General features: G+C 64.3%; 21 protein-coding genes. 8 read left to right on the top strand and 13 right to left on the bottom strand.

The annotated features are described in order from the left end of the window. Nucleotides 1-28 precede the first annotated feature (28 nt). The 13 genes from JY451_01250 to JY451_01190 all read right to left on the bottom strand — a co-directional run bounded on the left by JY451_01250 (nucleotide 29) and on the right by JY451_01190 (nucleotide 10,512). On the bottom strand, nucleotides 29-1,003 hold the full coding sequence (locus JY451_01250; GenBank protein ID QZH75288.1) for a nuclear transport factor 2 family protein: 975 nt from the start codon (nucleotides 1,001-1,003) through the stop codon (nucleotides 29-31). Nucleotides 1,004-1,073: 70 nt separating this feature from the next. Continuing rightward, entirely contained in the window at nucleotides 1,074-1,952 is an 879-nt protein-coding gene (locus JY451_01245; protein ID QZH75287.1) for a LysR family transcriptional regulator, read from the bottom strand. Nucleotides 1,953-2,053: 101 nt separating this feature from the next. Beyond that, nucleotides 2,054-3,025, bottom strand: coding sequence for an HlyC/CorC family transporter (locus tag JY451_01240; protein QZH75286.1), 972 nt, complete (start codon nucleotides 3,023-3,025; stop codon nucleotides 2,054-2,056). Between the two features lie 17 nt (nucleotides 3,026-3,042). Further along, the gene (ybeY, locus tag JY451_01235) at nucleotides 3,043-3,549 is read right to left on the bottom strand and encodes an rRNA maturation RNase YbeY (GenBank protein QZH75285.1); all 507 of its coding nucleotides are present in this window, start codon (nucleotides 3,547-3,549) and stop codon (nucleotides 3,043-3,045) included. Nucleotides 3,550-3,690: 141 nt separating this feature from the next. Continuing rightward, on the bottom strand, nucleotides 3,691-4,734 hold the full coding sequence (locus tag JY451_01230; GenBank protein QZH75284.1) for a PhoH family protein: 1,044 nt from the start codon (nucleotides 4,732-4,734) through the stop codon (nucleotides 3,691-3,693). A gap of 107 nt (nucleotides 4,735-4,841) precedes the next feature. Continuing rightward, complete coding sequence (gene miaB, locus JY451_01225) at nucleotides 4,842-6,185, bottom strand: tRNA (N6-isopentenyl adenosine(37)-C2)-methylthiotransferase MiaB (protein ID QZH75283.1); 1,344 nt, start codon at nucleotides 6,183-6,185, stop codon at nucleotides 4,842-4,844. Nucleotides 6,186-6,219: 34 nt separating this feature from the next. Beyond that, on the bottom strand, nucleotides 6,220-6,909 hold the full coding sequence (locus JY451_01220; GenBank protein QZH76487.1) for a 1-acyl-sn-glycerol-3-phosphate acyltransferase: 690 nt from the start codon (nucleotides 6,907-6,909) through the stop codon (nucleotides 6,220-6,222). A 94-nt stretch (nucleotides 6,910-7,003) separates the two neighbouring features. After that, nucleotides 7,004-7,432 carry a transcriptional repressor gene (locus JY451_01215; GenBank protein ID QZH75282.1) on the bottom strand — a complete coding sequence of 143 codons (429 nt, stop codon included), beginning with the start codon at nucleotides 7,430-7,432 and terminating at the stop codon, nucleotides 7,004-7,006. A gap of 110 nt (nucleotides 7,433-7,542) precedes the next feature. Next, a complete protein-coding gene (locus JY451_01210) occupies nucleotides 7,543-7,983 on the bottom strand; it encodes a MucR family transcriptional regulator (GenBank protein ID QZH75281.1) in 441 nt (146 codons plus the stop codon). A 171-nt stretch (nucleotides 7,984-8,154) separates the two neighbouring features. Next, on the bottom strand, nucleotides 8,155-8,589 hold the full coding sequence (locus JY451_01205; GenBank protein ID QZH76486.1) for a GNAT family N-acetyltransferase: 435 nt from the start codon (nucleotides 8,587-8,589) through the stop codon (nucleotides 8,155-8,157). A gap of 23 nt (nucleotides 8,590-8,612) precedes the next feature. After that, a complete protein-coding gene (gene tsaB, locus JY451_01200) occupies nucleotides 8,613-9,233 on the bottom strand; it encodes a tRNA (adenosine(37)-N6)-threonylcarbamoyltransferase complex dimerization subunit type 1 TsaB (protein ID QZH76485.1) in 621 nt (206 codons plus the stop codon). Between the two features lie 19 nt (nucleotides 9,234-9,252). After that, nucleotides 9,253-9,846, bottom strand: a complete 594-nt coding sequence (locus tag JY451_01195; GenBank protein QZH75280.1) for a malonic semialdehyde reductase — start codon at nucleotides 9,844-9,846, stop codon at nucleotides 9,253-9,255. Nucleotides 9,847-9,930: 84 nt separating this feature from the next. Further along, complete coding sequence (locus JY451_01190; GenBank protein QZH75279.1) at nucleotides 9,931-10,512, bottom strand: NifU family protein; 582 nt, start codon at nucleotides 10,510-10,512, stop codon at nucleotides 9,931-9,933. 119 nt (nucleotides 10,513-10,631) lie between these two features. On the opposite strand from JY451_01190, the gene JY451_01185 reads away from it, so the two are divergent. From JY451_01185 to JY451_01150, 8 genes are all read left to right on the top strand, one after another. Next, nucleotides 10,632-13,571 (top strand): insulinase family protein, encoded by a 2,940-nt coding sequence (locus JY451_01185; GenBank protein QZH75278.1) that lies wholly within the window; start codon nucleotides 10,632-10,634, stop codon nucleotides 13,569-13,571. A gap of 121 nt (nucleotides 13,572-13,692) precedes the next feature. After that, the gene (locus JY451_01180; protein ID QZH75277.1) at nucleotides 13,693-15,090 is read left to right on the top strand and encodes a 3-deoxy-7-phosphoheptulonate synthase class II; all 1,398 of its coding nucleotides are present in this window, start codon (nucleotides 13,693-13,695) and stop codon (nucleotides 15,088-15,090) included. 117 nt (nucleotides 15,091-15,207) lie between these two features. Further along, complete coding sequence (egtB, locus tag JY451_01175; GenBank protein ID QZH75276.1) at nucleotides 15,208-16,551, top strand: ergothioneine biosynthesis protein EgtB; 1,344 nt, start codon at nucleotides 15,208-15,210, stop codon at nucleotides 16,549-16,551. Further along, complete coding sequence (egtD, locus tag JY451_01170; protein ID QZH75275.1) at nucleotides 16,551-17,537, top strand: L-histidine N(alpha)-methyltransferase; 987 nt, start codon at nucleotides 16,551-16,553, stop codon at nucleotides 17,535-17,537. The genes egtB and egtD overlap by 1 nt, the downstream gene beginning before the upstream one ends. Nucleotides 17,538-17,594: 57 nt before the next feature. Further along, nucleotides 17,595-18,269 (top strand): TIGR02281 family clan AA aspartic protease, encoded by a 675-nt coding sequence (locus tag JY451_01165; GenBank protein QZH75274.1) that lies wholly within the window; start codon nucleotides 17,595-17,597, stop codon nucleotides 18,267-18,269. Nucleotides 18,270-18,345: 76 nt separating this feature from the next. Further along, complete coding sequence (locus tag JY451_01160) at nucleotides 18,346-19,599, top strand: lipopolysaccharide biosynthesis protein (GenBank protein ID QZH75273.1); 1,254 nt, start codon at nucleotides 18,346-18,348, stop codon at nucleotides 19,597-19,599. 157 nt (nucleotides 19,600-19,756) lie between these two features. Further along, complete coding sequence (locus JY451_01155) at nucleotides 19,757-21,205, top strand: NAD-dependent succinate-semialdehyde dehydrogenase (protein ID QZH75272.1); 1,449 nt, start codon at nucleotides 19,757-19,759, stop codon at nucleotides 21,203-21,205. Nucleotides 21,206-21,222: 17 nt separating this feature from the next. Beyond that, nucleotides 21,223-21,675 (top strand): MaoC family dehydratase, encoded by a 453-nt coding sequence (locus JY451_01150; GenBank protein QZH75271.1) that lies wholly within the window; start codon nucleotides 21,223-21,225, stop codon nucleotides 21,673-21,675. Nucleotides 21,676-21,721 lie beyond the last annotated feature (46 nt).

Below are 21,721 nucleotides of genomic sequence, written 5' to 3'. Positions count from 1 at the left end.
AACGGTGCCCCTTTTTCGTTTGTAGTCCCTACCCTTCGGTTGGCACCACGTTGCGGCTCTGGATCAGCCAATCCCCATCCACCCGCACCACATCGTCCACCCCGCGGCCGCCGGCGGCAATCCTCGGGGGGTTGGCGAGATCGTTGCCCGCGAACATCGTCTGCCAGTAATAATGCACCCGCGCGTGATCGGCAGTGACGAACTCGATCGTCTGGTTGGCCATCACATGGTACATGTTGCCGCTCAGCGTCCCCTCGGCGCGGCGCTGCGCTTGGCCTTCGGCCATCCCTGCGATCATCCCGTGCAGCGCCTCGCGCCCGGCGACATTGTTAAACCGCCCGTCCTCGGTGAACACGCTCGCATAGGCCTCGGGATCGAGCGTGTCGGCGGCGCGGACGTAGCGCCACATCAGGCTTTCGATTGCCACGCGGTCCGCCATCTGCTGTTCTGGGGCCGAAGCGGGGGAGGGCGCGGCGGCCTGCGGCGGCGTGCGCACCGGCAGTGTGGCCGGATCCCAGTGGACATCGGCCTTGCCGTCGACAAACCGCCAGGTGTCAAACCAGGTGGTGGTGTAGCTCTCCGCCGGATTGTCGGTATAGGGAATCTCGCGACGGATCAGCACTGTCACCAGATCGCCTTCGGCCACGACAGCGACAATCGGGCTAGTCAACTCTCCGCAGTCGTCATCCCGCCGTACCTGCGCAATCTCGGTGAAGTAATAGACCACACCTTCCAGCCCTGAGGCCGCGAGCGGGTTGTGCTGGATATAACGATCGGTCAGCCATTCCCCGGCGCGGTCCCACTGGTTGCACTGGAGCAGTTCGCGCATGATGTGCAGCGCCGCCTGCTTGTTGCGATGCAGCTCGGGATCGTCGCTGGTAAACAGGCTTTCGGGATCGGGATGGGCAACCACCGGATCGTTCAAGGCCCGCATCTGTGCAGCGGCGGGTGTGGAGAAGGCAAGCGTGGCGGTAGCGGCGAACAGAGCGGCGGCGAATTTCATCAGGCAGTCCTCCCAGATTGACTTTGCCCGATTGTGCCGCATTTCGCTGCGTATGGCTAGGGGGTGCGCATTAGAGCCCGGCGTTCACCAGCCATTCGTGAAATATCTTCACCGGCCGCGCTTCCAGATCGGCCGGGCGGCACATGAACCAGTAGGAATAGGGGCTGGCCACTTTCACCTCGAAAAGCCGCGCCAGTCTGGGATCCTTGTTTCGTGCCAAGTGGTCGTCGTGCATGATGGCGATACCAATACGCTGGGCGGCGGCTTCCATGATGAGCTGGCCAGAATCGTAGTGATCGATGGCGGAGGGCTGGAGTCGTTCGAGACCCAACGCCGCCTTCCATGCTTCGAAGCTCAAAGGCATGTCGGTGTGGACAAGAAAGGTCTGCTTCTCGAGCGCCGCCGCATCGGGCTTCGGCCCCAGCGCCTTGGCGACATCGACATTGGCGATGGCGTGAATGGTGTTCTGGTCCAACTGCACGCCGTAAAGCCCTTCGGGTGGCTTCGTTGTCAGCGTGATCGCGGCGTCGAGCGTATCGCCCACCCGGTCGATCAGATGCGGCCCGGTGTCGATGTCGAGATGCAGGCGCGGGTGCCGTTCACGCAGTTCGACCAGTCGCGGAAAAAGCCTCTGGGTGCCGAACAGCGGCATCACGCCGAGCCGCAGCCGCATCAGTTGCAGGTTCTCGCTCTGCGATTCGACCGCCGCTGCCAACGCTTCGAGGTGCGGGGCCACCATTTCGTAAAAGGCCCGGCCCTCGTCGGTCAGTCGCATCGTCTGCCCTGAGCGGGAGAAAAGCTTCCGCCCGGTAAAGCTTTCCAAATTGCTGATTCGGCGGGACAAGGCCGAAGGGCTTAGCCCGAGTTCATTTGCCGCCGAGCGCGCCGATCCCAGCCGCACCACGCGGATGAACGCCTCGAGGGCGCGCAGAGGGGGGAGGCGGCGCATCGACCATATGTCGCCACAGTGAAGCCGCCTGTCGAGAGGCAATTGCCGCGACGTAGCAATTTTCTGCTGCACCGCACCAACGGCTGGTCCCCCGAACGGGTTCAGCCGTCGTCGGTTACTTCCTCCCGTTCCGGCCGGTGCAGGCGCAGACGGGTAACATGAGTTTCGTCGCCTTCTGTCACCTCGATCCGCCACCCTGCAGGATGATCCAGCATGGTGCCGGGTTGGGGCACTTCACCCGCCAGGACGAAAGCCAGCCCGCCCAGCGTATCGACCGCTTCGTCGATCTCTGCCAGCGCCGGATCGCCCACCTTTTCGGCGACGTCATCCAGCTCGGCGCGGGCATCGGCGTCCCACATACCGGGGCTGATCTCGATCACCTGCTCAATCGGTTCCTCGTCGTGCTCGTCCTCGATTTCGCCAATGATTTCCTCGACCAGGTCTTCGATAGTGATGATCCCGTCGGTGCCGGAAAACTCGTCGACCACGATGGCGAGGTGTGTGCGGCGCTGGCGCATGTCGGCCAGCACGTCCAGCGCACCGCGCGCCTGCGGCACGTAGAGCGGCTGGCGCATCAGCGTGGACCAGTCCTCCGGCGGTTGCTGTCCGCGCGCGAGATAGACGAACACATCCTTGATGTGCATCATCCCGATCACGTCATCCAGTTGCCCGCGATAGACCGGCATCCGCGAAATGCCGTGTTCGGCGAAGGCTTCGACCATTTCTTCCCACGAGGCATTGGCATCCACCGCGATGATCTCGCCGCGCGGAATCGCCATGTCGTCGGCATCGTGCTCGCTGAAATGCAGCAGGTTGCGCAACATGGTGAGTTCGAAGGGCGAGAGATCGCCCTTGGCCTTCTCGTCCCCGCCGTTGCGGCTGGCCTCGTCCTCGTGCTCGTCGATGGCTTCTTCGAGCTGTTCGCGCAGCGTGGTTTCGCTCTCGCCATCGAACAGGCCGCGTATTACGCTCCAAAGTCCGCCGCCCGATCCGCTGCCAGCATTGTTCTGGCTGGAGCTGCTACTGTCCGCGTCTCCATTTGCGGAGCCGTCCGGTTTGTCACTTTCGGGCATTGCCCTGTCTCTTTCCCCTAATGTGGCCCGCTGCCGGGCAATGGCGGCGTATATGGGTCGGCAATGCCCAGAAGTGCAAGCATCTTCACTTCCAGCGCTTCCATTTCCTCTGCATTGGCCTCGCCGGTTTCGTGATCGTAGCCTGCCAGGTGAAGCAGGCCGTGGACGATCAAGTGGGTGGCGTGATGGGCGAGGGGCACACATTTCTCGGCGGCTTCGCGGGCGCAGGTTTCGTAGGCGAGGGCTATGTCGCCGAGCATTTCCGGCGGGCCTTCCGCTGGGTCGAGATGCACCAGATCGGTGCGTTCGAGCATCGGGAAACTGAGGACATTGGTGGGCTTGTCGCGGTTCCGCCATTCGCGGTTGAGCGCGTGGACTTCGGTGTCGGAGGTGAACAGCAGGCTGGCGATCAGGCGCGGGTTCGCCAGTTCGGGCGCAACCTGCCCGGCGGCACCGGCGGCGCGCTCGGCCAGCGCTTCCCACTCGCCCTCCGGCCAATCCTCAATGTCGATATCGAGCTGCACTAAATACCCCCCTCCTTTTCAAAGGAGGGGCTGGGGGTGGTATTGCGACCGCAAGGTCGCACCGGTGCGAGGATAAAAAGGCTCGCTGCGCTCGCCCACCACCCCCCGGCCCCCTCCTCTGAAGAGGAGTGGGGGTAGGTTTCAAGGCAACGCATTCTCACCCTCGTAAGCCTCGACGATCCGCCCGACGATCGGGTGCCGCACTACGTCCGCCACGGTGAATCGCGTCACTCCGATGCCTTCGACGCCTTCCAGCCGCGTTACCGCATCGGCGAGGCCACTCATGCCGACGCCGCCGGGAATATCGACCTGCCGTGGATCGCCGCAGACCACCATCCGGCTGCCCTGGCCGAAGCGGGTAAGGAACATCTTCATCTGTTCGCGGGTGGTGTTCTGCGCTTCGTCGAGGATGATGAAACTGTCCGCCAGTGTCCGCCCGCGCATGAAGGCAATCGGCGCGATCTCGATCTCGCCGCTCGCCAGCCGCCGCTCGACCTGTTCGGGCGGCATCGTATCGTACAGCGCATCGTAAAGCGGGCGCAGGTAGGGATCGACCTTCTCCTTCATGTCGCCCGGCAGGAAGCCGAGCTTTTCGCCCGCCTCCACCGCCGGACGCGAGAGGATCAGCCGCTGCACGCTTCCGGTGATCAGCTGGCTGACCGCCTGCGCCACAGCCAGGTAGGTCTTGCCGGTGCCCGCCGGGCCGAGCGCGAAGATCACGTCGCGGCTGGCGAGCTGGCGCATGTAGTCGGCCTGCATCGCGCTGCGCGGGGCGATGGTCTTCTTGCGGGTGCGGATGGCGATGGGGGGCAGGGCTGTATCGCCATCGATGATGCCTTCGAGCACCGGCTCGTCCGCCATCGCGATCATCGCGTCGATCGCGCCTGCATCCAGCTCCTCGCCGGTCAGCAGCTTTTCGTGCATTTTCAGCAGCACATCGCGGGCGCGGGCGACGTTGTCCTGCGATCCCTCGATCACCACCCGGTCTCCGCGCGCGCCGATATAGACGCCCAGCCGGTTCTCGATCTGCACCAGGTTGGCATCGAACTGCCCGAACAGTGCGCCCAGCTTGGCCTGTCCGTCAAACACCACCTCAATCCGGGCGCGACGCGCGGCATCGCGATTGTCTTCGGGGTGGGCGAAGTCCGAGCGGTCAAACTCGGCGCGGGTCGTCTTGCGGGCCATCGATTCCTTTCGGGCTGATGGTGCGAATGTAGGCGGTGGGGGCGGAGTGGCAAGCGGGGTGCGGTGGATGGACGGTGGAAAGTAGTCGTTCGGTCATAAATGGGCGTTCAGGCCGTGACACTCTCTATCACCCGCCCCAGCAACGAATTCGGCCCCGCCTGGTGCAGTTCCACCCGCACCATATCGCCAATTGCCAAATCACCCTCCACCAGCACCGATTGCAACCACGGTGACTTGCCAAGCCACTGCCCGGCGAACTTGCCCCGCCGTTCGACCAGCACCTCGCAGGTCTTGCCCACGCTGGCCTGGTTGAAGGCGAACTGGTCGCGGTTGAGCGCGGCTTGCAGGCGTTGGAGCCGTTCGTCCATCACTTCCGGCGCGATCTGGCCGTCCATCGTCGCGGCGGGAGTGCCGGGGCGGGGGGAGTACTTGAAACTGAAGGCCTGCGCGTAACCCACCGCATCGACCAGCGCCAAAGTCTCGGCGAATTCGGCTTTGCTCTCGCCGGGAAAGCCGACGATGAAATCGCCGCTCAGCGCGATGTCCGGGCGCACGGCGCGAAAGCGGTCGAGCAGGGCGAGGTAGCTTTCCACCGTGTGGCTCCGGTTCATCGCCTTGAGCACCCGGTTGCTGCCGCTCTGCACCGGTAGGTGCAAGTAGGGCATCAGTTTGGGATTGTCGCCATGCGCGGCGATCAGGCCCTCGGTCATGTCGTTGGGGTGGCTGGTGGTGTAGCGAATCCGCTGCAATTCCGGCAGCTTGGCCAGCTCGCTTGCCAAGCCGTCGAGACCCACTTCGCGCCCCGCATGGTCCGCGCCGCGCCACGCATTGACGTTCTGCCCCAGCAGCGTGATCTCGCGCGCCCCGGCTTCTACCAGTCGCTTAGCTTCGTCCACCAGATCGCTGAACGGGCGCGATATTTCCGCGCCGCGGGTGTAGGGCACCACGCAATAGGTGCAGAACTTGTCGCAGCCTTCCTGCACGGTGAGGAAGGCCGATGGACCGACCCGCCGCCGCCCCGGCAGCGCGCCGAACTTGGCGATTTCGGGCATGTCGGTATCTGTGCCGCGCACGCCCAAGGCCGCCTTGGCCACCATTTCGCCCAGCCGGTGATAGGCCTGCGGGCCGACCACCACGCCCACCGCCGGAGCGCGCGCCATGATCTCCTCGCCCTCCGCCTGCGCCACGCAGCCTGCCACCGCGATCATCGGTGCCTTGCCGCTGATCCGCCCGGCCTTCACCAGCCGCCCGACATCGGAATAGACCTTCTCGGTCGCCTTTTCGCGGATGTGGCAGGTGTTGAGCACCACCAGCTCCGCCTCCTCGCCCTCAGGCGCGGGGGCAATGCCCTGCGCTTCGAGCAATTCGCCCATCCGCTCGCCATCGTAGACGTTCATCTGGCAGCCGAAGCTCTTGACCCGGTAGGTCTTTGGGGGAGGGGTGGGTTTCATGGTGGTGGCGCGCTTAGGGCAAAACGTCCGCGCTTTAAAGAGCGTCGCCGCGCATCGCCCCCTCAATCGCCGCCCTTGCCGCCGCGCTCATCGTCTTGCGGTCCGTCAGTTCCGCGCCCGACAGCGGCGGAAGGAAGTGCACTTCGAGCCGCACTGGTCGCAGTCGGGCGAGAATGCGTTTGAAGTTGTCCATCCCAGGCTCCTCGCCCACCCAGGCCATTCCCGGCACGTCTTCGTAGGCGAGCAGCACCGGCTGGATCACCGCGCCTTTAGGCAAGGGCTCCAGCGCGCCGAGCAGCGAGCTTTTGAATGGCAGCAGCCCGGTGCCGTCGCTGGTGGTGCCTTCGGGAAACAGTGTCAGCGTGCCGCCGTGGTCCATCGCTGCGCGGATGTCGTCCGCCTGTTTTGAAACATCGGCGCGGCGGTGGCGGGCGATGAACACCGTCTCGTTCATCGTGCACAGCCACTTTAGGAAGCCGAACTGCGCCAGCCCGTCATGCGCAACAAAGGCGCTGTTGGCGGCGTGCGCGAGCGCAGGGATATCGAGCCAGCTGACATGGTTCGCCAGTAGCAGCGCGCCCGGCACCCGCTTGCCACGCCGCTTGAGATGAAGGCCCGCCGCCATGCCGACCCCGGCGAGGAACAGGCGCGGCCACATCCGGTCCAGCCCCAGCAGCCGCCACAGGTAATGCAGCGGCACGCAGACCGCGAGCAGCAGCACCATCAGCAGTACGCGAAAGAGGATCAGGAGATAGGCGGCGGGGGCGATCTGCCGCCGGTCTACTACGGGGGCCAGCGCTTCGACCACCCGGTGGGCCTCAGCCCTTTTCTTCGCGGTCGAGCCGGACGGCGTAAAGCTCCATCCGATGATCGACCAGCCGATAGCCCAGCTTCTCGGCGATCTGGCGCTGCAAGGCTTCGAGTTCGGGATCGACGAATTCCACCACCTTGCCGGTTTCGACGTCGATCAGGTGATCGTGATGTGCCTCGGGGGCGGCTTCGTACCGCGCGCGGCCATCGCCGAAATCGTGGCGGTCGAGAATCCCCGCCTCCTCGAACAGGCGGACGGTGCGGTAAACGGTGGCGATCGAGATCTTCGGATCGATCGCAGAGGCGCGCTCGTGAAGCTTCTCGACATCGGGGTGATCGTCGCTTTCGGACAGCACCCGCGCGATGATCCGTCGCTGGTCCGTAATCCGCAGGCCGCGTTCGGCGCACAGGGCTTCAAGGTCGATCGTCTGGGTCAAATTTCTGCCTGCCTGAATTCTGCACTCGCCAAAAAGCAAAGCGCCCCGCAAGCCATAGTGGCACGGGGCGCTTCACTCAAGCACGGGCTGAAAAGCCGGTGCGGGATGGATCAGGCCGCGACGGCCTTTTTGCGGCCGCGCTTCTGGCCAGGCTTGCGGCCCAGGCCGATCTTCTTCGCCAGTTCGCGGCGCTTTTCGGCATAGTCGGGGGCGACCATGGGATAGTCGGAACCCAGGCCCCAACGCTCACGATATTCGTCCGGGGTCATGCCGTGATCGGTCATCAGGTGCCGCTTCAGCATCTTCATCTTCTTGCCATCTTCGAGGCAGACGATGTGATCGTTCTTTACCGAAGCGCGCACCGAAACGGCGGGTTCAGGGCGTTCGACCACAGCTTCGGTCGTGCCAAGGCCGGCGAGCGCGCCGTAAACGTTCTGGATCAAGCTGGGAAGCGTATCGACATCGACATTGTTATTGGCGACATGCGCGGTGATGATGTCCGCCGTCAGCGTAATCAGCATTTCATTCGTATCAGATTGGAGAGTATCCATATGTACCTCTGTGCTTGCGTACCCGTTGTTTTCGCCGAGACTCGTTTAGCGGAACCGGCTCGGCTCGCCCTTTGCGCTCAATGTTTTGGCACTTCAAGGGTATTTGCGCAATTATGAGGGGAGTTTTCGACCAATTACATATTGGGAAGCGCAATTATACGCAGTCTAAAGTCATCCAAGGTCGAGCGCGAAAGTAATCGCGTCGATCGGGCCGCCCAGAGCCCCGCGATAGTAGCCGCGCCGCAAGCCGACCTGGACAAAGCCCGCCTTGCGATAGAGATGTTCGGCGCGATTTCCGCAGCGCATTTCGAGGAAGATCTTGATCGTGCCCCGTTCGCGCGCTTCGGCAATGAAATCGGCGAGCAATTGCCGCCCCACTCCGGTGCCGCGAAATTGTGGACGCACTGCGATCAGTAGCAGTTCTTCCTCGTCTAGCGCTTGGCGGGAGAGGGCGAAGCCTGTCGCCTTGGCGGGATCGCATTCTGCGCCGTCGCCCCAGCCGGAGATCATGAAATGCGTGTTGGGCGTCAGCAACGCGTCGGCTACCTGCCGTTCGGTCCATGCCTCGCCGTACCTGCTGTCGAAGGCTTCGCGCATGACCACCATGATCGCTTCGACCGGATTTCCCATCAAACTGCCCCCGGTAACCGCGCGTCGGGCGGGCGCCCGTAGATCGGGCTGAGGGCAGGGGTGAGGAGTGCGGGCGGCAGCAAGTGGGCGCAGCGGGCATCGGGGAGGATGTCGAGTGCGATCGCTTCTGCGCCACTATTTGCCAAAAGGTCGCCGGCCCTGCTTCCCGCGACTATCGAATTGCGAAGGGAGCGCTTCGCTGCTTCAGGCGTCTGGGAAATCACTTCGGCCAGCGGCAGGCCAACGGCACCGAACTCCTGCACGAACCATTCGCCATGCCCGCCAGTCGTGCACACAGTCAGCGGTCTGTCAGGATGCTCTTCCTGCGCCATCGCCGCCACCAGAGCCATGGTCGGATAGCCGAACACTTCCGCACCCCAGGCCAGCCCCAGCGCGCGCGCCGCCGCCAGCCCGATCCGCACGCCGGTAAAGCTGCCGGGGCCGAGGGAGACGAGAATGCGATCTGCTCGGCCCTTGTCCGGCAGTTCGGCGATCATCGGCACCAGCCGTTCGGCGTGGCCGCGATGCAGCAGTTCGAACCGGCCATCGACCAGCGCTCCGCCGTCGAACAGCGCCGCCGAACAGGCCTCGGTCGCACAGTCTATCGCCAATATCCGCATCATCTGCGGCTATGCGCGATCAGATCAGTTTGTTGAAGGTGGCAAATTCCGGGCGCGGGCTGCGGTCGAAAATGGTGGTCTTGTCGCCATAGCCGATCGAGCACAGCCAGTCGGCGCGGTAACGCGGCTGGTCGGCGAAGAATTCCTTCGTCACCCCGTCCTGGTCGAAGCCCGACATCGGCCCGCAATCAAGGCCGAGCGATCGCGCCGCCAGCATCAGGTATGCGCCTTGCAGCACCGAATTGCGGAACGCGCTTTCCTTGCGGGATTCCTCGCTGCCGGTGAACCAGCTTTTGGCATCAGTGTGCGGGAACAGCCACGGCAACTGCTCATGGAAATCGAGATCGTAACCGATCACGACGCAGACCGGCGCGGTGAGGATCTTCTTCTTGTTGCCTTCAGAGGCATGGGCCGCCAGCCGCTCCCGCGACTCCTGCGATTTGCACCAGACAAATCGGCCCGGCTGCTGGTTGGCCGATGTCGGCCCCATCTTGGTCAATTCGTAAATCGCGTGGATCTGTTCGTCGCTCACCGGCTGGTCGAGCCAGCCGTTGAAGCTGCGAGCTTCGCGGAAGAGCTGGTCGAGCGCGGCGTCGGAAAGGGTTTCGGTCACGGCGAGGGGTCTCCGTTGCGGGATGATGGGGATGGGTTCACTGCCACGAACGCGGCAAGCGCAGGATGGTTCACGCGAGACCGCTTAGGCTGCGCGGACTTCCTTCACTTCGGGAACGTAATGCTTCAGCAGCCCCTCGATGCCGTGCTTGAGCGTGGCAGCGGAACTGGGGCAGCCCGAGCAGGCACCCTGCATCTGCAGGAACACCACCCCGTCCCGGAACCCGCGATAGCGAATGTCGCCGCCATCGCTGGCAACCGCGGGGCGGACGCGGGTTTCGATCAGCTCGTTGATCTGGGCGACAATATCCTCGGTGCCATCGTCATTGCCGAAATCGCTGGCGTCGTCTTCCGCCGGAACCGCGAAGCCGCTGGCGTCGCCCCCTGCGAAAAGCGGAGCTTCGGAAACGAAGTGATCGAGCAGTACCGCGACGACCTGCGGCTTGAGGTCGCTCCACGAGGTGCCGGGCGCGGCAGTGACGGAAACGAAATCGCTGCCGAAAAACACCCCGGTCACTTCGCCGGTATCGAACAGCGCCTGCGCCAGTGGGCTGGCCTCGGCATCTTCGGGCGTGGCGAAATCGCGGGTGCCCGATGGCATCACTGCCCGACCGGGCAGGAACTTGAGCGTCGCGGGGTTGGGCGTGGTTTCGGTCTCGATGAACATATGTGGGATGTAGGCGCGCGAAGGCGCTGCGGCAAGGCGGGGCCTAAGGGAGGCTGGCGCAAGCAATTCTTCGGGCCTATTCACCGGACCTTCATTCATCGCCCAGCAATTGGAGCGCCATGACTTTTCTTTCCCGCGCCACTCGCGCTTTCCTCCCGCTTGCGCTGCTCGCGCCGCTGGCCGCGCCGATTCCTGTATTCGCGCAGGATTGCATCATCCGCGCCACTGCCGACGACCAGCCGCAATATGCGATGCCCGACGATCCATGGATCTATCGCGGCACGGATATCCCGGTGGACGAGCAGTGGCTGTTCGGCGAAATGCCCAACGGTGTGCGCTATGCAGTGCGGCAGAACGACGTGCCGCCGTGCCAGGCCAGTCTGCGGGTCCGCATCGATGCCGGTTCGCTGCACGAGGAAGACAGCGAGCGCGGCTTTGCCCACCTGCTCGAACACATGGTGTTCCGCGAAAGCTCCACTTTCGGTCCCGGCGAGGCGATTGCGCATTTCCAGCGGCTCGGCGCGAGCTTCGGTTTCGATACCAATGCCAGCACCAGCCCCACGGCGACGACCTACAACCTCAACCTGCCCAACGCCAATCGCACCACGCTCGACGACAGCGTGCGGCGCTTTGCCGGGATGGTAATCTCGCCCCGGCTCTCGGCGGAGAATCTCGCAGCTGATGTGCCGATCGTGCTCAGCGAACGGCGCGAGCAGGCCGGGCCGCAGCGGCGGGTGGCCGAAGAGACGACCGGTACTTTCTTTGCCGGGCAATTGCTGGCCGAGCGCAGCCCCATCGGCACGGTGGAGACGTTGCAGGGTGCCACTGCGCAGGCCGTGCAGGCCTTCCACCAGCGCTGGTACCGCCCCGAAAACGCCGTGGTCGTGCTGGTCGGCGATGCCGATCCGCGCGTGCTGGCATCTATCGTGGAGGAACACTTCGCCGGGTGGCAGGGCAACGGTCCCTTCGTCCCCGCGCCTGATTTCGGCGATCCGGTCGCACCCGCCGGTGCCGATCCGGACTATCCGGTGGGCGAGGTCAATGTGATCGTCGAACCCGGCCAGCCGCGCGGCGTTACCTATGCGGTGATGCGCCCGTGGGTCGAAGTGGTGGACAACCTCGAATACAACCGCCGCAACCTGCTGGGGCAGGTCGCCGCAGCAGTGGTCAACCGGCGGCTGGAAAACCGCGCCCGCGCCGGGGGCAGCTTTCTGTTCGCCGGGGTTGGCCGGGAAAAGATCAGCCGCTCGGTCGATGGCACTTTCATCACCTTCGCGCCGCTGACCGACGACTGGGAAACCGCGCTGGACGATGTCCGCAGCGTGATCGCCGATGCGCTTGCCGAAGCGCCCGCGCAGTCGGAGATCGATCAGGCGGTGGCGCAGTTCGATGTCGCCTTTGTCGACATGGTTGAGCAATCGCGCATCCAGGCGGGGTCCTCGCTCGCCGACCAGATCGTGCAGGCGGTGGACATTCGCGAAGCCGTGGCGAGCCCGGAAACCTTCCTCGAAGTGTTCCGCTCGATCGCCCCGCGTTTCACGCCTGCCGACGTGCTCGGCGCGACGCAGGAACTGTTCGAAGGTGAGGTGATCCGCTCGGTCATGCTCACGCCCGCTCCGGGCGAAGCGACCGAAGCGCAACTGGCGGCCGCGCTCGCCGAACCGGTCGTGGCGAGCAATGTTGCCCGTGACGCTGCCGAAGCCATCAATTTCGCCGATCTGCCTGCAATCGGCGCGCCGACGATGCCAACCAGTCGCGAACCGATTGGCGTACTTGGCGTCGAGCGGCTCACCTTTCCCAACGGCGTGCGCGCACTGCTGATGGATACCGATAACGAACCCGGCCGCGTGACAGTACGGGTGCGGTTCGGCGGCGGCTGGCGCGCATTCGAAGATGACGAAGCGGTTTACGCTGCGCTTGGCCCGCTCGCGCTGGTCAATTCGGGCATCGGCCCGCTTCGCCAGAACGATCTCGATCGCATTGCGGCGGATCGCAAGCTGTCATTCGACTTTACCATCGACGATGGCACCTTCCAGTTTCAGGGACTCACCCGGCAGGAAGATCTGGAGCAGCAACTCTATCTGTTCGCCGCCAAGCTCGCCAATCCGAGCTGGGACCCGAACCCGGTGGAGCGGGCGCGGGCATCGGCACTGATCGCCTACGACAGCTACGGGCGTGATCCTAACGGCGTGCTCAACCGCGATCTTGACTGGCTGCTGCGCGATGACGACCCGCGTTTTGCCACGCCTACCCCCGCACAGATGCAGGCGGCCACGCCCGAAGGCTTCCGCGAAGTCTGGGAGCGACTGCTGGCACAAGGGACGGTGGAAGTCGCGGTATTCGGCGACATTGACCGTGACAACACCATCGCCGCGCTCGGCCGCACATTTGGTGCCATGCCTGCGCGCAATCCGCTGCCCGCCGAAATGGAGGCGCGCGGGGTGGAATTCCCCGAGGCGGATTCGGAACCGCGTACGCTGACCCACGCGGGCGATGCCGATCAGGCGGCGGCCGTGATTGCCTGGCCGCTTGGCGGTGGCTCCGAGGGCATCGTCCAGAGCCGCAAGCTCGACCTGCTGTCGCAGATCTTCTCCAACCGCCTGCTCGATGCCCTGCGTGAACGCGCCGGAGCCGCCTATTCGCCGTTCGTGGCTGCCGACTGGCCGCTCGATGTCGATAGCGGCGGGGTGATGTTCGCGTTGGTGCAGATCGAGCCGGAACTGCTGCCCACGTTCTTCGACATGGCGCAGCAGATCGCCCGCGATCTGGCTACCACCGGCCCCACGCCGGACGAGCTGGAGCGCGCGGTGGAACCCTCGCGGCAGTTCCTGCTGCGCGCGCAGACCGGGCACACCTTCTGGCTTAACCAGTTGCAGGGCGCGGGCTTCGATCCCAACCGCATCGCCTATCTGCCGACGATTTACTCCGACTATGACCAGGCGACGGTGGATGAAATGCAGGAACTGGCTAAGCGCTACCTGGCCCGGCCCGGCTGGCGCTTGCAGGTGCTGCCCGAAGCGGGTGGAGCCGGGGCGACGTCGGCGGTGGCCGGGCGCTGAGGTCCGCATTCCCCTCGCAAAGGTATCGCAAGTAACCTTTGCGCCCTCGCGCCGCCGATTGTAGGGACCGCCGCATCCCCGCACCATTGGCCTGTTGCGTCCCGCCGGGGATGGGCGCTGTATGAACGAGTTGAACCAAGTGGCACAGAATTGGAATCCCGCAAGCTGGAGGCAGGACAACTTCACCGCGAAGCACCTGCCCGCCTATGATGACGCGCAGGCGCTGGCCGATGCCACGCAAGTGCTCGCCGGGTTTCCGCCCCTGGTCTTTGCCGGGGAAGCGCGCAAGCTGAAGGCAGAACTGGGCACGGTCGCCAATGGTGGGGCCTTCCTTCTCCAGGGCGGCGACTGCGCCGAAAGCTTTGCCGAATTCAGCGCCAACAATATCCGCGATACCTTCCGCGTGATCCTGCAAATGGCCGCCGTGCTAACCTTCGCCAGCAAGATGCCGGTGGTGAAAGTCGGGCGCATGGCCGGGCAATTCGCCAAGCCGCGCAGCTCCGATTTCGAAACCATCGGTGATGTGACCCTGCCGAGCTACTTCGGCGACAACGTCAACGGGATCGAGTTCACGCCCGAAACCCGCCGCAACGATCCGCAGCGGATGCTACGCGCCTATTCGCAGGCTGCGGCCACATTGAACCTGCTGCGCGCCTTTGCCGGCGGCGGCTATGCCAACCTGCGCGAAGTCCATCGCTGGACGCTCGATTTCATGGGCCGTAGTCCGTGGGCGGACCAGTTCCAGACCATCGCCGACCGGATCGGCGAAGCGCTCGATTTCATGGACGCCTGCGGGGTCGATATCGAGAACGATCCGAACCTCAAGGCGACCAGCTTCTACACCAGCCACGAAGCGCTGCTGCTGCCGTACGAAGAGGCGATGACGCGGCAGGATTCGCTCACCGGCGACTGGTATGACACCTCCGCGCACATGCTGTGGATCGGGGACCGTACGCGCTTTATCGACTCCGCCCATGTCGAATTCCTGCGCGGAGTGAACAACCCCATCGGCGTGAAATGCGGGCCGAGCCTTGAGCCGGACGCGCTGCTGCACATGCTCGATGTGCTCAATCCCGCGCGCGAGCCGGGGCGGATCACGCTGATCGCCCGCTTCGGGCATGACAAGGTGGAAAAGGGCTTGCCGCCGCTGGTCCGGGCAGTCACCCGCGCCGGGCATCCGGTGGTGTGGAGCTGCGATCCGATGCATGGCAATGTCATCAAGGCGGACAGCGGCTACAAGACGCGGCCCTTCGACCGCATCCTCGCCGAAGTGCGTGGTTTCTTTGCGGTCCACCGCGCGGAAGGCACCCATGCGGGGGGCATCCACCTGGAAATGACCGGGCAGGACGTGACCGAATGCACCGGCGGCGCGATTGCGATCACCGATGCCGGGCTGAATGACCGCTACCACACCCATTGCGATCCGCGCCTTAACGCCGCGCAATCGCTGGAACTGGCCTTCCTGCTGGCGGAAATGCTCAACCTGGAATTGAAGGATCGGGCGCGGGCAGCAGCGTAACTGCTCGCGCACTCGGCGCGTATTGGCGGGAACATGACCCATTGCCGAGGGTTCCCTTCGGCAAAGCCTTCGCCCATGTTGGGATGACGGAATCGATCACGCCGACAGGAGAGGGCCTTGCCCCCACCCAGCAGACACACTCGCCCCAGCGCGGATTTCGCCGCCCCGCCTTCGCTCGGCGCGCGTTTTCGCCGCACCCGAGCGCTGACCGAGAGCCTGCTCGCCGCGCTGAGCGAGGCCGACGCCACGGTGCAGTCGATGGACGACGCCTCGCCCGCGAAATGGCACGCGGCGCATACGACGTGGTTCTGGGAAACCTTCCTGCTACGCGATCACGCGTCCGGCTATCGCCTGCATGACGAGCGTTTTCCGTTCCTGTTCAATTCCTATTACGAGGCCGAGGGTGACCGGATCGCTCGCGCCAATCGCGGGCTGCTGTCGCGCCCCACGCTGGGCGAAGTGCTCGACTGGCGTGCCCATGTCGATGCAGCGATGGAAAGCTTGTTGGAAGATTCTGCCCACGCCGATCTGATCGCCCTGGGGATCGCCCATGAGGAGCAGCACATCGAACTGCTGCTTACCGACATCAAGCACGCCTTCAGCAAGAACCCGCTCGGCCCGGCGATGTGGCCGCACGACGCGAGTCCCCGCGAAGGCGGGGGTCTGCTCGAATTGTCCAACGAGGCCACACAAGACTCCCGCCTGCGCGGGAGTTCACAAAGCGACGAATGGCTTACCCACCCCGGCGGCATTGCACGCGTCGGCCATCAGGAAGGCGGCTTCGCGTTCGACAACGAAGGCCCCGCGCACCGGGTGCTGCTCGAACCCTTCGCCCTATCGCGCCGCCTCGTCACCAACGCCGAATGGGCGCAGTTCATCGCCGAAGGCGGCTATCGCGATGCCCGCCTGTGGCTGTCAGACGCCTGGGCTTGGGTCCAGCGGTGCAGCATTGGCGCGCCGCTCTACTGGCGCGCTCAAGACGAGGGCGACGAACAGTTCACCCATTCCGGCTGGCAGCCGCGCGATCCGCACGCGCCTGTCTGCCATATCTCCTATTACGAGGCCGATGCCTTCGCCACCTGGGCGGGCGCGCGGCTGCCGACTGAGTTCGAGTGGGAAGCCATCGCGCGCGGGCAGGACGTGGTGGGCAGCGAGCAGCGCTTCGATGCCGGCGCGGGCAACCAGCTCGACATTGCCGCGCCGCCGATTCCGGTCGGCACGGGCGAGCTGTTCGGCGATGTCTGGCAGTTCACCCGCTCCGCATATCTCCCCTATCCGCGCTTCAAGCCAGCCGACGGCGCGGTGGGCGAGTACAACGGCAAGTTCATGGCCGGGCAGTGGGTGCTCAAAGGCGCCAGCTGCGCGACGGTGCGCGGCCATTCGCGCGCCTCCTACCGCAATTTCTTCTACCCCCAGCAGCGTTGGCAGTTCACCGGCCTGCGCCTTGCAAAGGATCTGTGATGAGCGAACAAGCGGGCATTCGCCTCGTCGATCTGGACGCCGATGGTGTGGACCGCGCCTTCCGCGCCGACGTGCTGAAAGGCTTGGCGCAGGAGCAGAAAGCCATCCCGGCGCGATGGTTCTATGACGAGCGGGGTTCGCAGCTGTTCGAGGATATTACCGGCGTCCCCGAATATTACCCGACCCGTGCCGAAACCGAGATCCTTTCGAACAAGGGCGAGCAGTTCGCCAAGCTGATCGGGCCGGGACGGGCAGTGGTTGAATTCGGCTCCGGCTCTTCGGTCAAGACCCCGCTGCTGCTCTCTGCCATTGCGCCGGGTGCCTATGTGCCGCTCGATATCTCGGGCGATTTCCTGCGCGCCGCCGCTGCCGATCTGGCCGCCAAGTTCCCCGGCCTGCCGGTACATCCGGTCGAGGCTGATTTCACCAAGCGGGTGCAGTTGCCGGAAGAAGTGGCAGGCCTGCCCAAGCTCGGCTTCTTCCCCGGCTCTACCATTGGCAACATGGTGCCGCGCACGGCGGTCGACCTGCTGCGCGAAATGCGCGCCACCCTGGGCGACGGCTCGCTGCTGCTGATCGGGATGGACCTGATCAAGGACCGCAAGGTGCTCGAAGCTGCCTATGACGATGCCGCAGGCGTGACCGCCGCGTTCAACCGCAACCTCATCACCCGCATCAACCGCGAGCTTTCGGGCACCATCCCCGAAGACGCCTTCCGCCACGAAGCACGCTGGGTGGATATCTACGCCCGGATCGAGATGCACCTCGTCGCCACCCGCGACGTGCAGTTCACCGTTTCGGGCAAGGAATTCTCCATGCGGGCGGGCGAATCGATCCACACGGAAAACAGCCACAAGTTCGGCAAGCGCAGCGCCAATATGCTGCTGCTGGCCGGGCACTGGACTCCGGTAAAGCGGTGGACCGACAGCGCGGACCGCTTCTCGCTGGTGCTCGCCCAAGCCACGATCCCGCGCAGCGCGCCCTGATATGGACCGCGTAATGCTGTTCATCGCAATGCGAAAATCCCGCGCTATATAACGCAGATGGACCTCGCCCCGATCTTCGACCAGCTGGCGCATTCGATCCGCGAAATCCCGCGCTCGGGGTTGCTGCTGGCGGCAATGATCGCGATGCTTGCCGGTTTGATCGGTTCGCTCCTGATGGCGCGGGTGCCGCTACTAGGCAAACTGCTCCGGCTCGGCAGCACCGTTGCGCTGGTTGGCGTGTTGCTGCTGGTCGTGCTGCAATTGTCGCGGCTCGATCCGCGCTTTTCGATCGCAGTCCCCGAGATCGGCCTGCCCGAACAGGTGGTGGTAGGGACGGAAACCCGTGTGCCGATGCATGTTGACGGGCACTACTGGTTGGAGGCCGACGTGAACGGGCACCGCGCGGCCTTCCTTGTCGATACCGGAGCAACGCTGACGGCAGTGTCCGAAGATACCGCCCGTGCCGCCGGTCTGGAAGAGCGTGACGGCGGCCTGCCCATCCGCCTCAACACCGCGAATGGCACTGTTGCCGCCTACATGACCAATATCGACAGCCTACGCTTCGGCAATGTCGCCGCCAACGGGCTGGACGCGGTGATCGCGCCAGGGCTGGGCGGCACCAATGTCATCGGTATGAACCTGCTTTCGCGGCTGGCCTCTGTGCGGATCGAGGCAAACGAGTTGATCCTAACCCCCAATAATCCACAACCACCCTTGCCGCCTGCGCCCTAGGAACTGGCGTGAACGGCCGGGGGTAGCCGGACACAAGGCTTTTGCATTTGCGCACTGGCTGGGGCAGGGCAGGGGCATGATCCGCCGCGCTCTAACCAACACCGGCTGGCTGATGGGCGCGCGGGGCATCAATGCGGTGCTCAGCCTGGTTTATCTGGCGATCGCGACCCGCGTTTTGGGGCTGGACCGGTTCGGCCAGTTCGTGATCGCCTTCTCCTTCGCGCAGATCGTGGTCGGGTTCGCCAGTTTCCAGACCTGGCAATCGATCATCCGTTGGGGGCAGGATATCGAAGGACGCAAGACAGTTACCGGCTTCGCGCTCGCGCTTGATGCGGTGACTATTGTCGTCGGCACTACAGTCTCCGGACTGTTGCTCGCCTTCGCCGGAGACTGGCTGCCGATTCCGGAACCGCAACGGATGGCAACCTTCATCTTCACCGTCGTTTCGCTGGTCTCGATCCGTTCCACGCCGACAGGGCTGCTGCGGCTGCATGATCGCTACGCCCGCGCCGCGGCTGCCGATGCCACGACCAGCATGGTGCGGGTGATCGGGGCGCTGTTCATCACCGTTGTGACGCCTAGCATCCAGTCGTTCCTGATCGTCTGGGCGCTGGCGGAGCTGGCTACGGCAGCCATGTACTGGCGGATGGCCGCGACTACCGAGCCGATCCACTGGCGCCGCTTCAGCCTGACCCGCCTCCCAAGTGAACGGCGGGCAGCTGGCGAGAAATCGTGGAGCTTCGTGATCGGCACGAGCCTGACCGGAACGCTGACCGTGGCGAGCCGCCAATTGATGGTGTTGCTGGTGGGCACGCTCGGCGGCCCGGCGCTAGCAGGGATATACCGCGTCGCATCGCAGCTCGGCGAAGGATTGCTCAAGCTGGCGCAGGCGCTGCTGCGTGCGACTTACCCTGAACTGGTGCGAGAGCCTGACAAGGCCAAGGCCATTGCCGCGCAGATCACCCGCATCGCCATCATCACCGGTGCGGCTGTAATCGTCGTCGCGCTGTTGGCGGGGCAGTGGGTTATCATGGCCGTCGCAGGCGGTGCATATCTCGCGGCCTATATCCCGATGGTGCTTTTGGCTGCGGCGGCGGCGCTTGAACTGGCCGGAGCGAGTCTGGAAGCGCTGCTGGTGGCGCGTGGAAAGGCGATTACCAACTTCTTGCTCCGCGGCATTCCCACCTTCATCGCTATCGGCGCATTGCCGTGGCTGGTCGAATGGTGGGGCGCGACCGGTGCGGCGCTGGCGGTGCTGGCAGCGAGCGCGGTCAGCGTGACCGGCTTTGTCATCGCAACGCGCGAGTCCCAGAAAGAACAGAGTAATTAGCGAGGAATCCGGCACGTTCGACAATGGTGGAGCATCGCAGGCCTGATGAATTTGCATCAACGATAATGCAGGAGGCGAGCTTGCTGGACATGCCGCATTTTGCCTTTATCGCCGCCGGTATCGAACCGCGCTACGCGCGATATGGCCCTTTGGAGTCTTGCCGATGCAGCTATCCGACCTGATTCGCAGCCACTGCCTGATCGGCGGCGAATGGTGCGAAGCCGATGATGGGGCAACGCTGCCGGTGGAAGATCCGGCGAGCGGAGAGATCATCACAACCGTCCCGCGCATGGGGAAGGCAGAAACCGACCGCGCTATCGCCGCCGCTGCCGCCGCATTGCCCGCATGGCGCGTGCGCACGGCGGGCGATCGCGCGAAAGTACTGCGCCGCCTGTTCGATCTGATGATCGAAAACAAGCATTTGCTGGGCGAACTTCTGACGCGCGAGCAAGGCAAGCCGCTTGCCGAAGCGGAAGGCGAAATCGCCTATTCGGCCAGCTTCATCGAATGGTTCGCCGAGGAGGGGAAGCGCGCCTATGGCGAGGTTATCCCATCCCACGCGGCAGACCGGCGGATTGTCACACTGCGCCAGCCGATCGGGGTGGTGGGCGCGATTACGCCGTGGAATTTCCCTTCGGCGATGATCGGGCGCAAGCTCGGCCCGGCGCTTGCGGCGGGCTGTACGGTGGTGCTCAAGCCCGCTTCGCAGACCCCGCTTTCGGCGCTCGCCATCGGTGTTCTGGCCGAACAGGCGGGGCTTCCCGCGGGCGTTCTGAACATCGTCACCGGCAGCGCGAAGGATATCGGCGGGGCGATCACCGCCAGCCCGGTCGTGCGCAAGATCAGCTTTACCGGATCGACCGAGGTCGGTCGCGAACTGATGCGGCAGAGCGCGGACACGATCAAGAAGCTGTCGCTGGAACTCGGCGGCAACGCGCCTTTCATCGTGTTCGACGATGCCGATCTGGATGCGGCGGTGGAAGGCGCAGTGATTTCCAAGTTCCGCAACGGAGGGCAGACCTGTGTCTGCACCAACAGGTTCTATGTGCAGTCAGGGGTTTACGAAGAGTTCGCCCGCAAACTCACAGCGCGGGTGGCCGGATTGAAGCTGGGGTCCGGGATGGACAAGGGCGTTGATATCGGTCCGTTGATCGATGAGGCGGCGGTCGAGAAGGTGGAGGAACACCTCGCCGATGCCATAGCTGGCGGTGCGCAGGTCACAACCGGCGGCAAGCGCAGCGAACTGGGCCGCACATGGTTCGAACCCACCGTGCTCACCGGCGTGACACAGGACATGCAAGTGGCGCGCGAAGAGACCTTCGGGCCGCTGGCGGCGCTGGTGAAGTTCGAGGAGGAAGGTGATGCCATCGCTATGGCGAACGATACTGAATTCGGACTGGCGGGGTACTTCTACGCCCGCGATATCGGTCGGATCTGGCGCGTTGCCGAGGCAATGGAGACGGGGATCGTGGGAATCAATACAGGGCTGATCTCCACCGAAGTCGCGCCTTTTGGTGGTGTCAAGCAATCGGGGCTGGGACGCGAGGGATCGCGGCACGGGCTGGATGACTTCTTGGAAATCAAATACCTGTGCATGGGTCTTTAAGCGGGAGTTAGCAGAGCATGGCGGGCAGGTTCTTTGAAGAATGGCAGGTGGGGGACACCATCGCGCACGAAATCCGGCGCACGGTGACCGAGACCGACAATCTGCTGTTCTCCACCATGACCCACAATCCGCAGCCGCTGCACATTGATGCCGAAGCCGCGCGGGCGAGCGAGTTCGGTCAGATCCTCGTTAACGGGACTTTTACTTTCGCGCTGATGGTCGGCCTGTCGGTCAGCGAGACCACGCTGGGCACGCTGGTTGCCAATCTGGGCTATGACAAGCTGCTGCATCCCAAGCCGACGTTTCTGGGCGACACCCTGCGCGCCGAAACCGAGGTGGTGGAAAAGCGCGAAAGCAAGTCGCGGCCCGGTTCGGGGATCGTCACGTTCAAGCATCGTCTGCTCAACCAGCGTGACGAGGTGGCTTGCGAATGCCTGCGGATGGCGCTGATCCGGGGTCGTCAGGCCTGAGCTGTTCGGTCACCCTCCTGTCGCCTCGCTAGATAGGCATCGGCCA

It is taken from the genome of Erythrobacter sp., from assembly GCA_019739335.1.
In the GTDB taxonomy this organism is placed as follows: Bacteria; Pseudomonadota; Alphaproteobacteria; order Sphingomonadales; family Sphingomonadaceae; genus Alteraurantiacibacter.
Note: the sequence above shows the minus strand (reverse complement) of the source record. Positions and strands in the feature narration are given on the sequence as shown.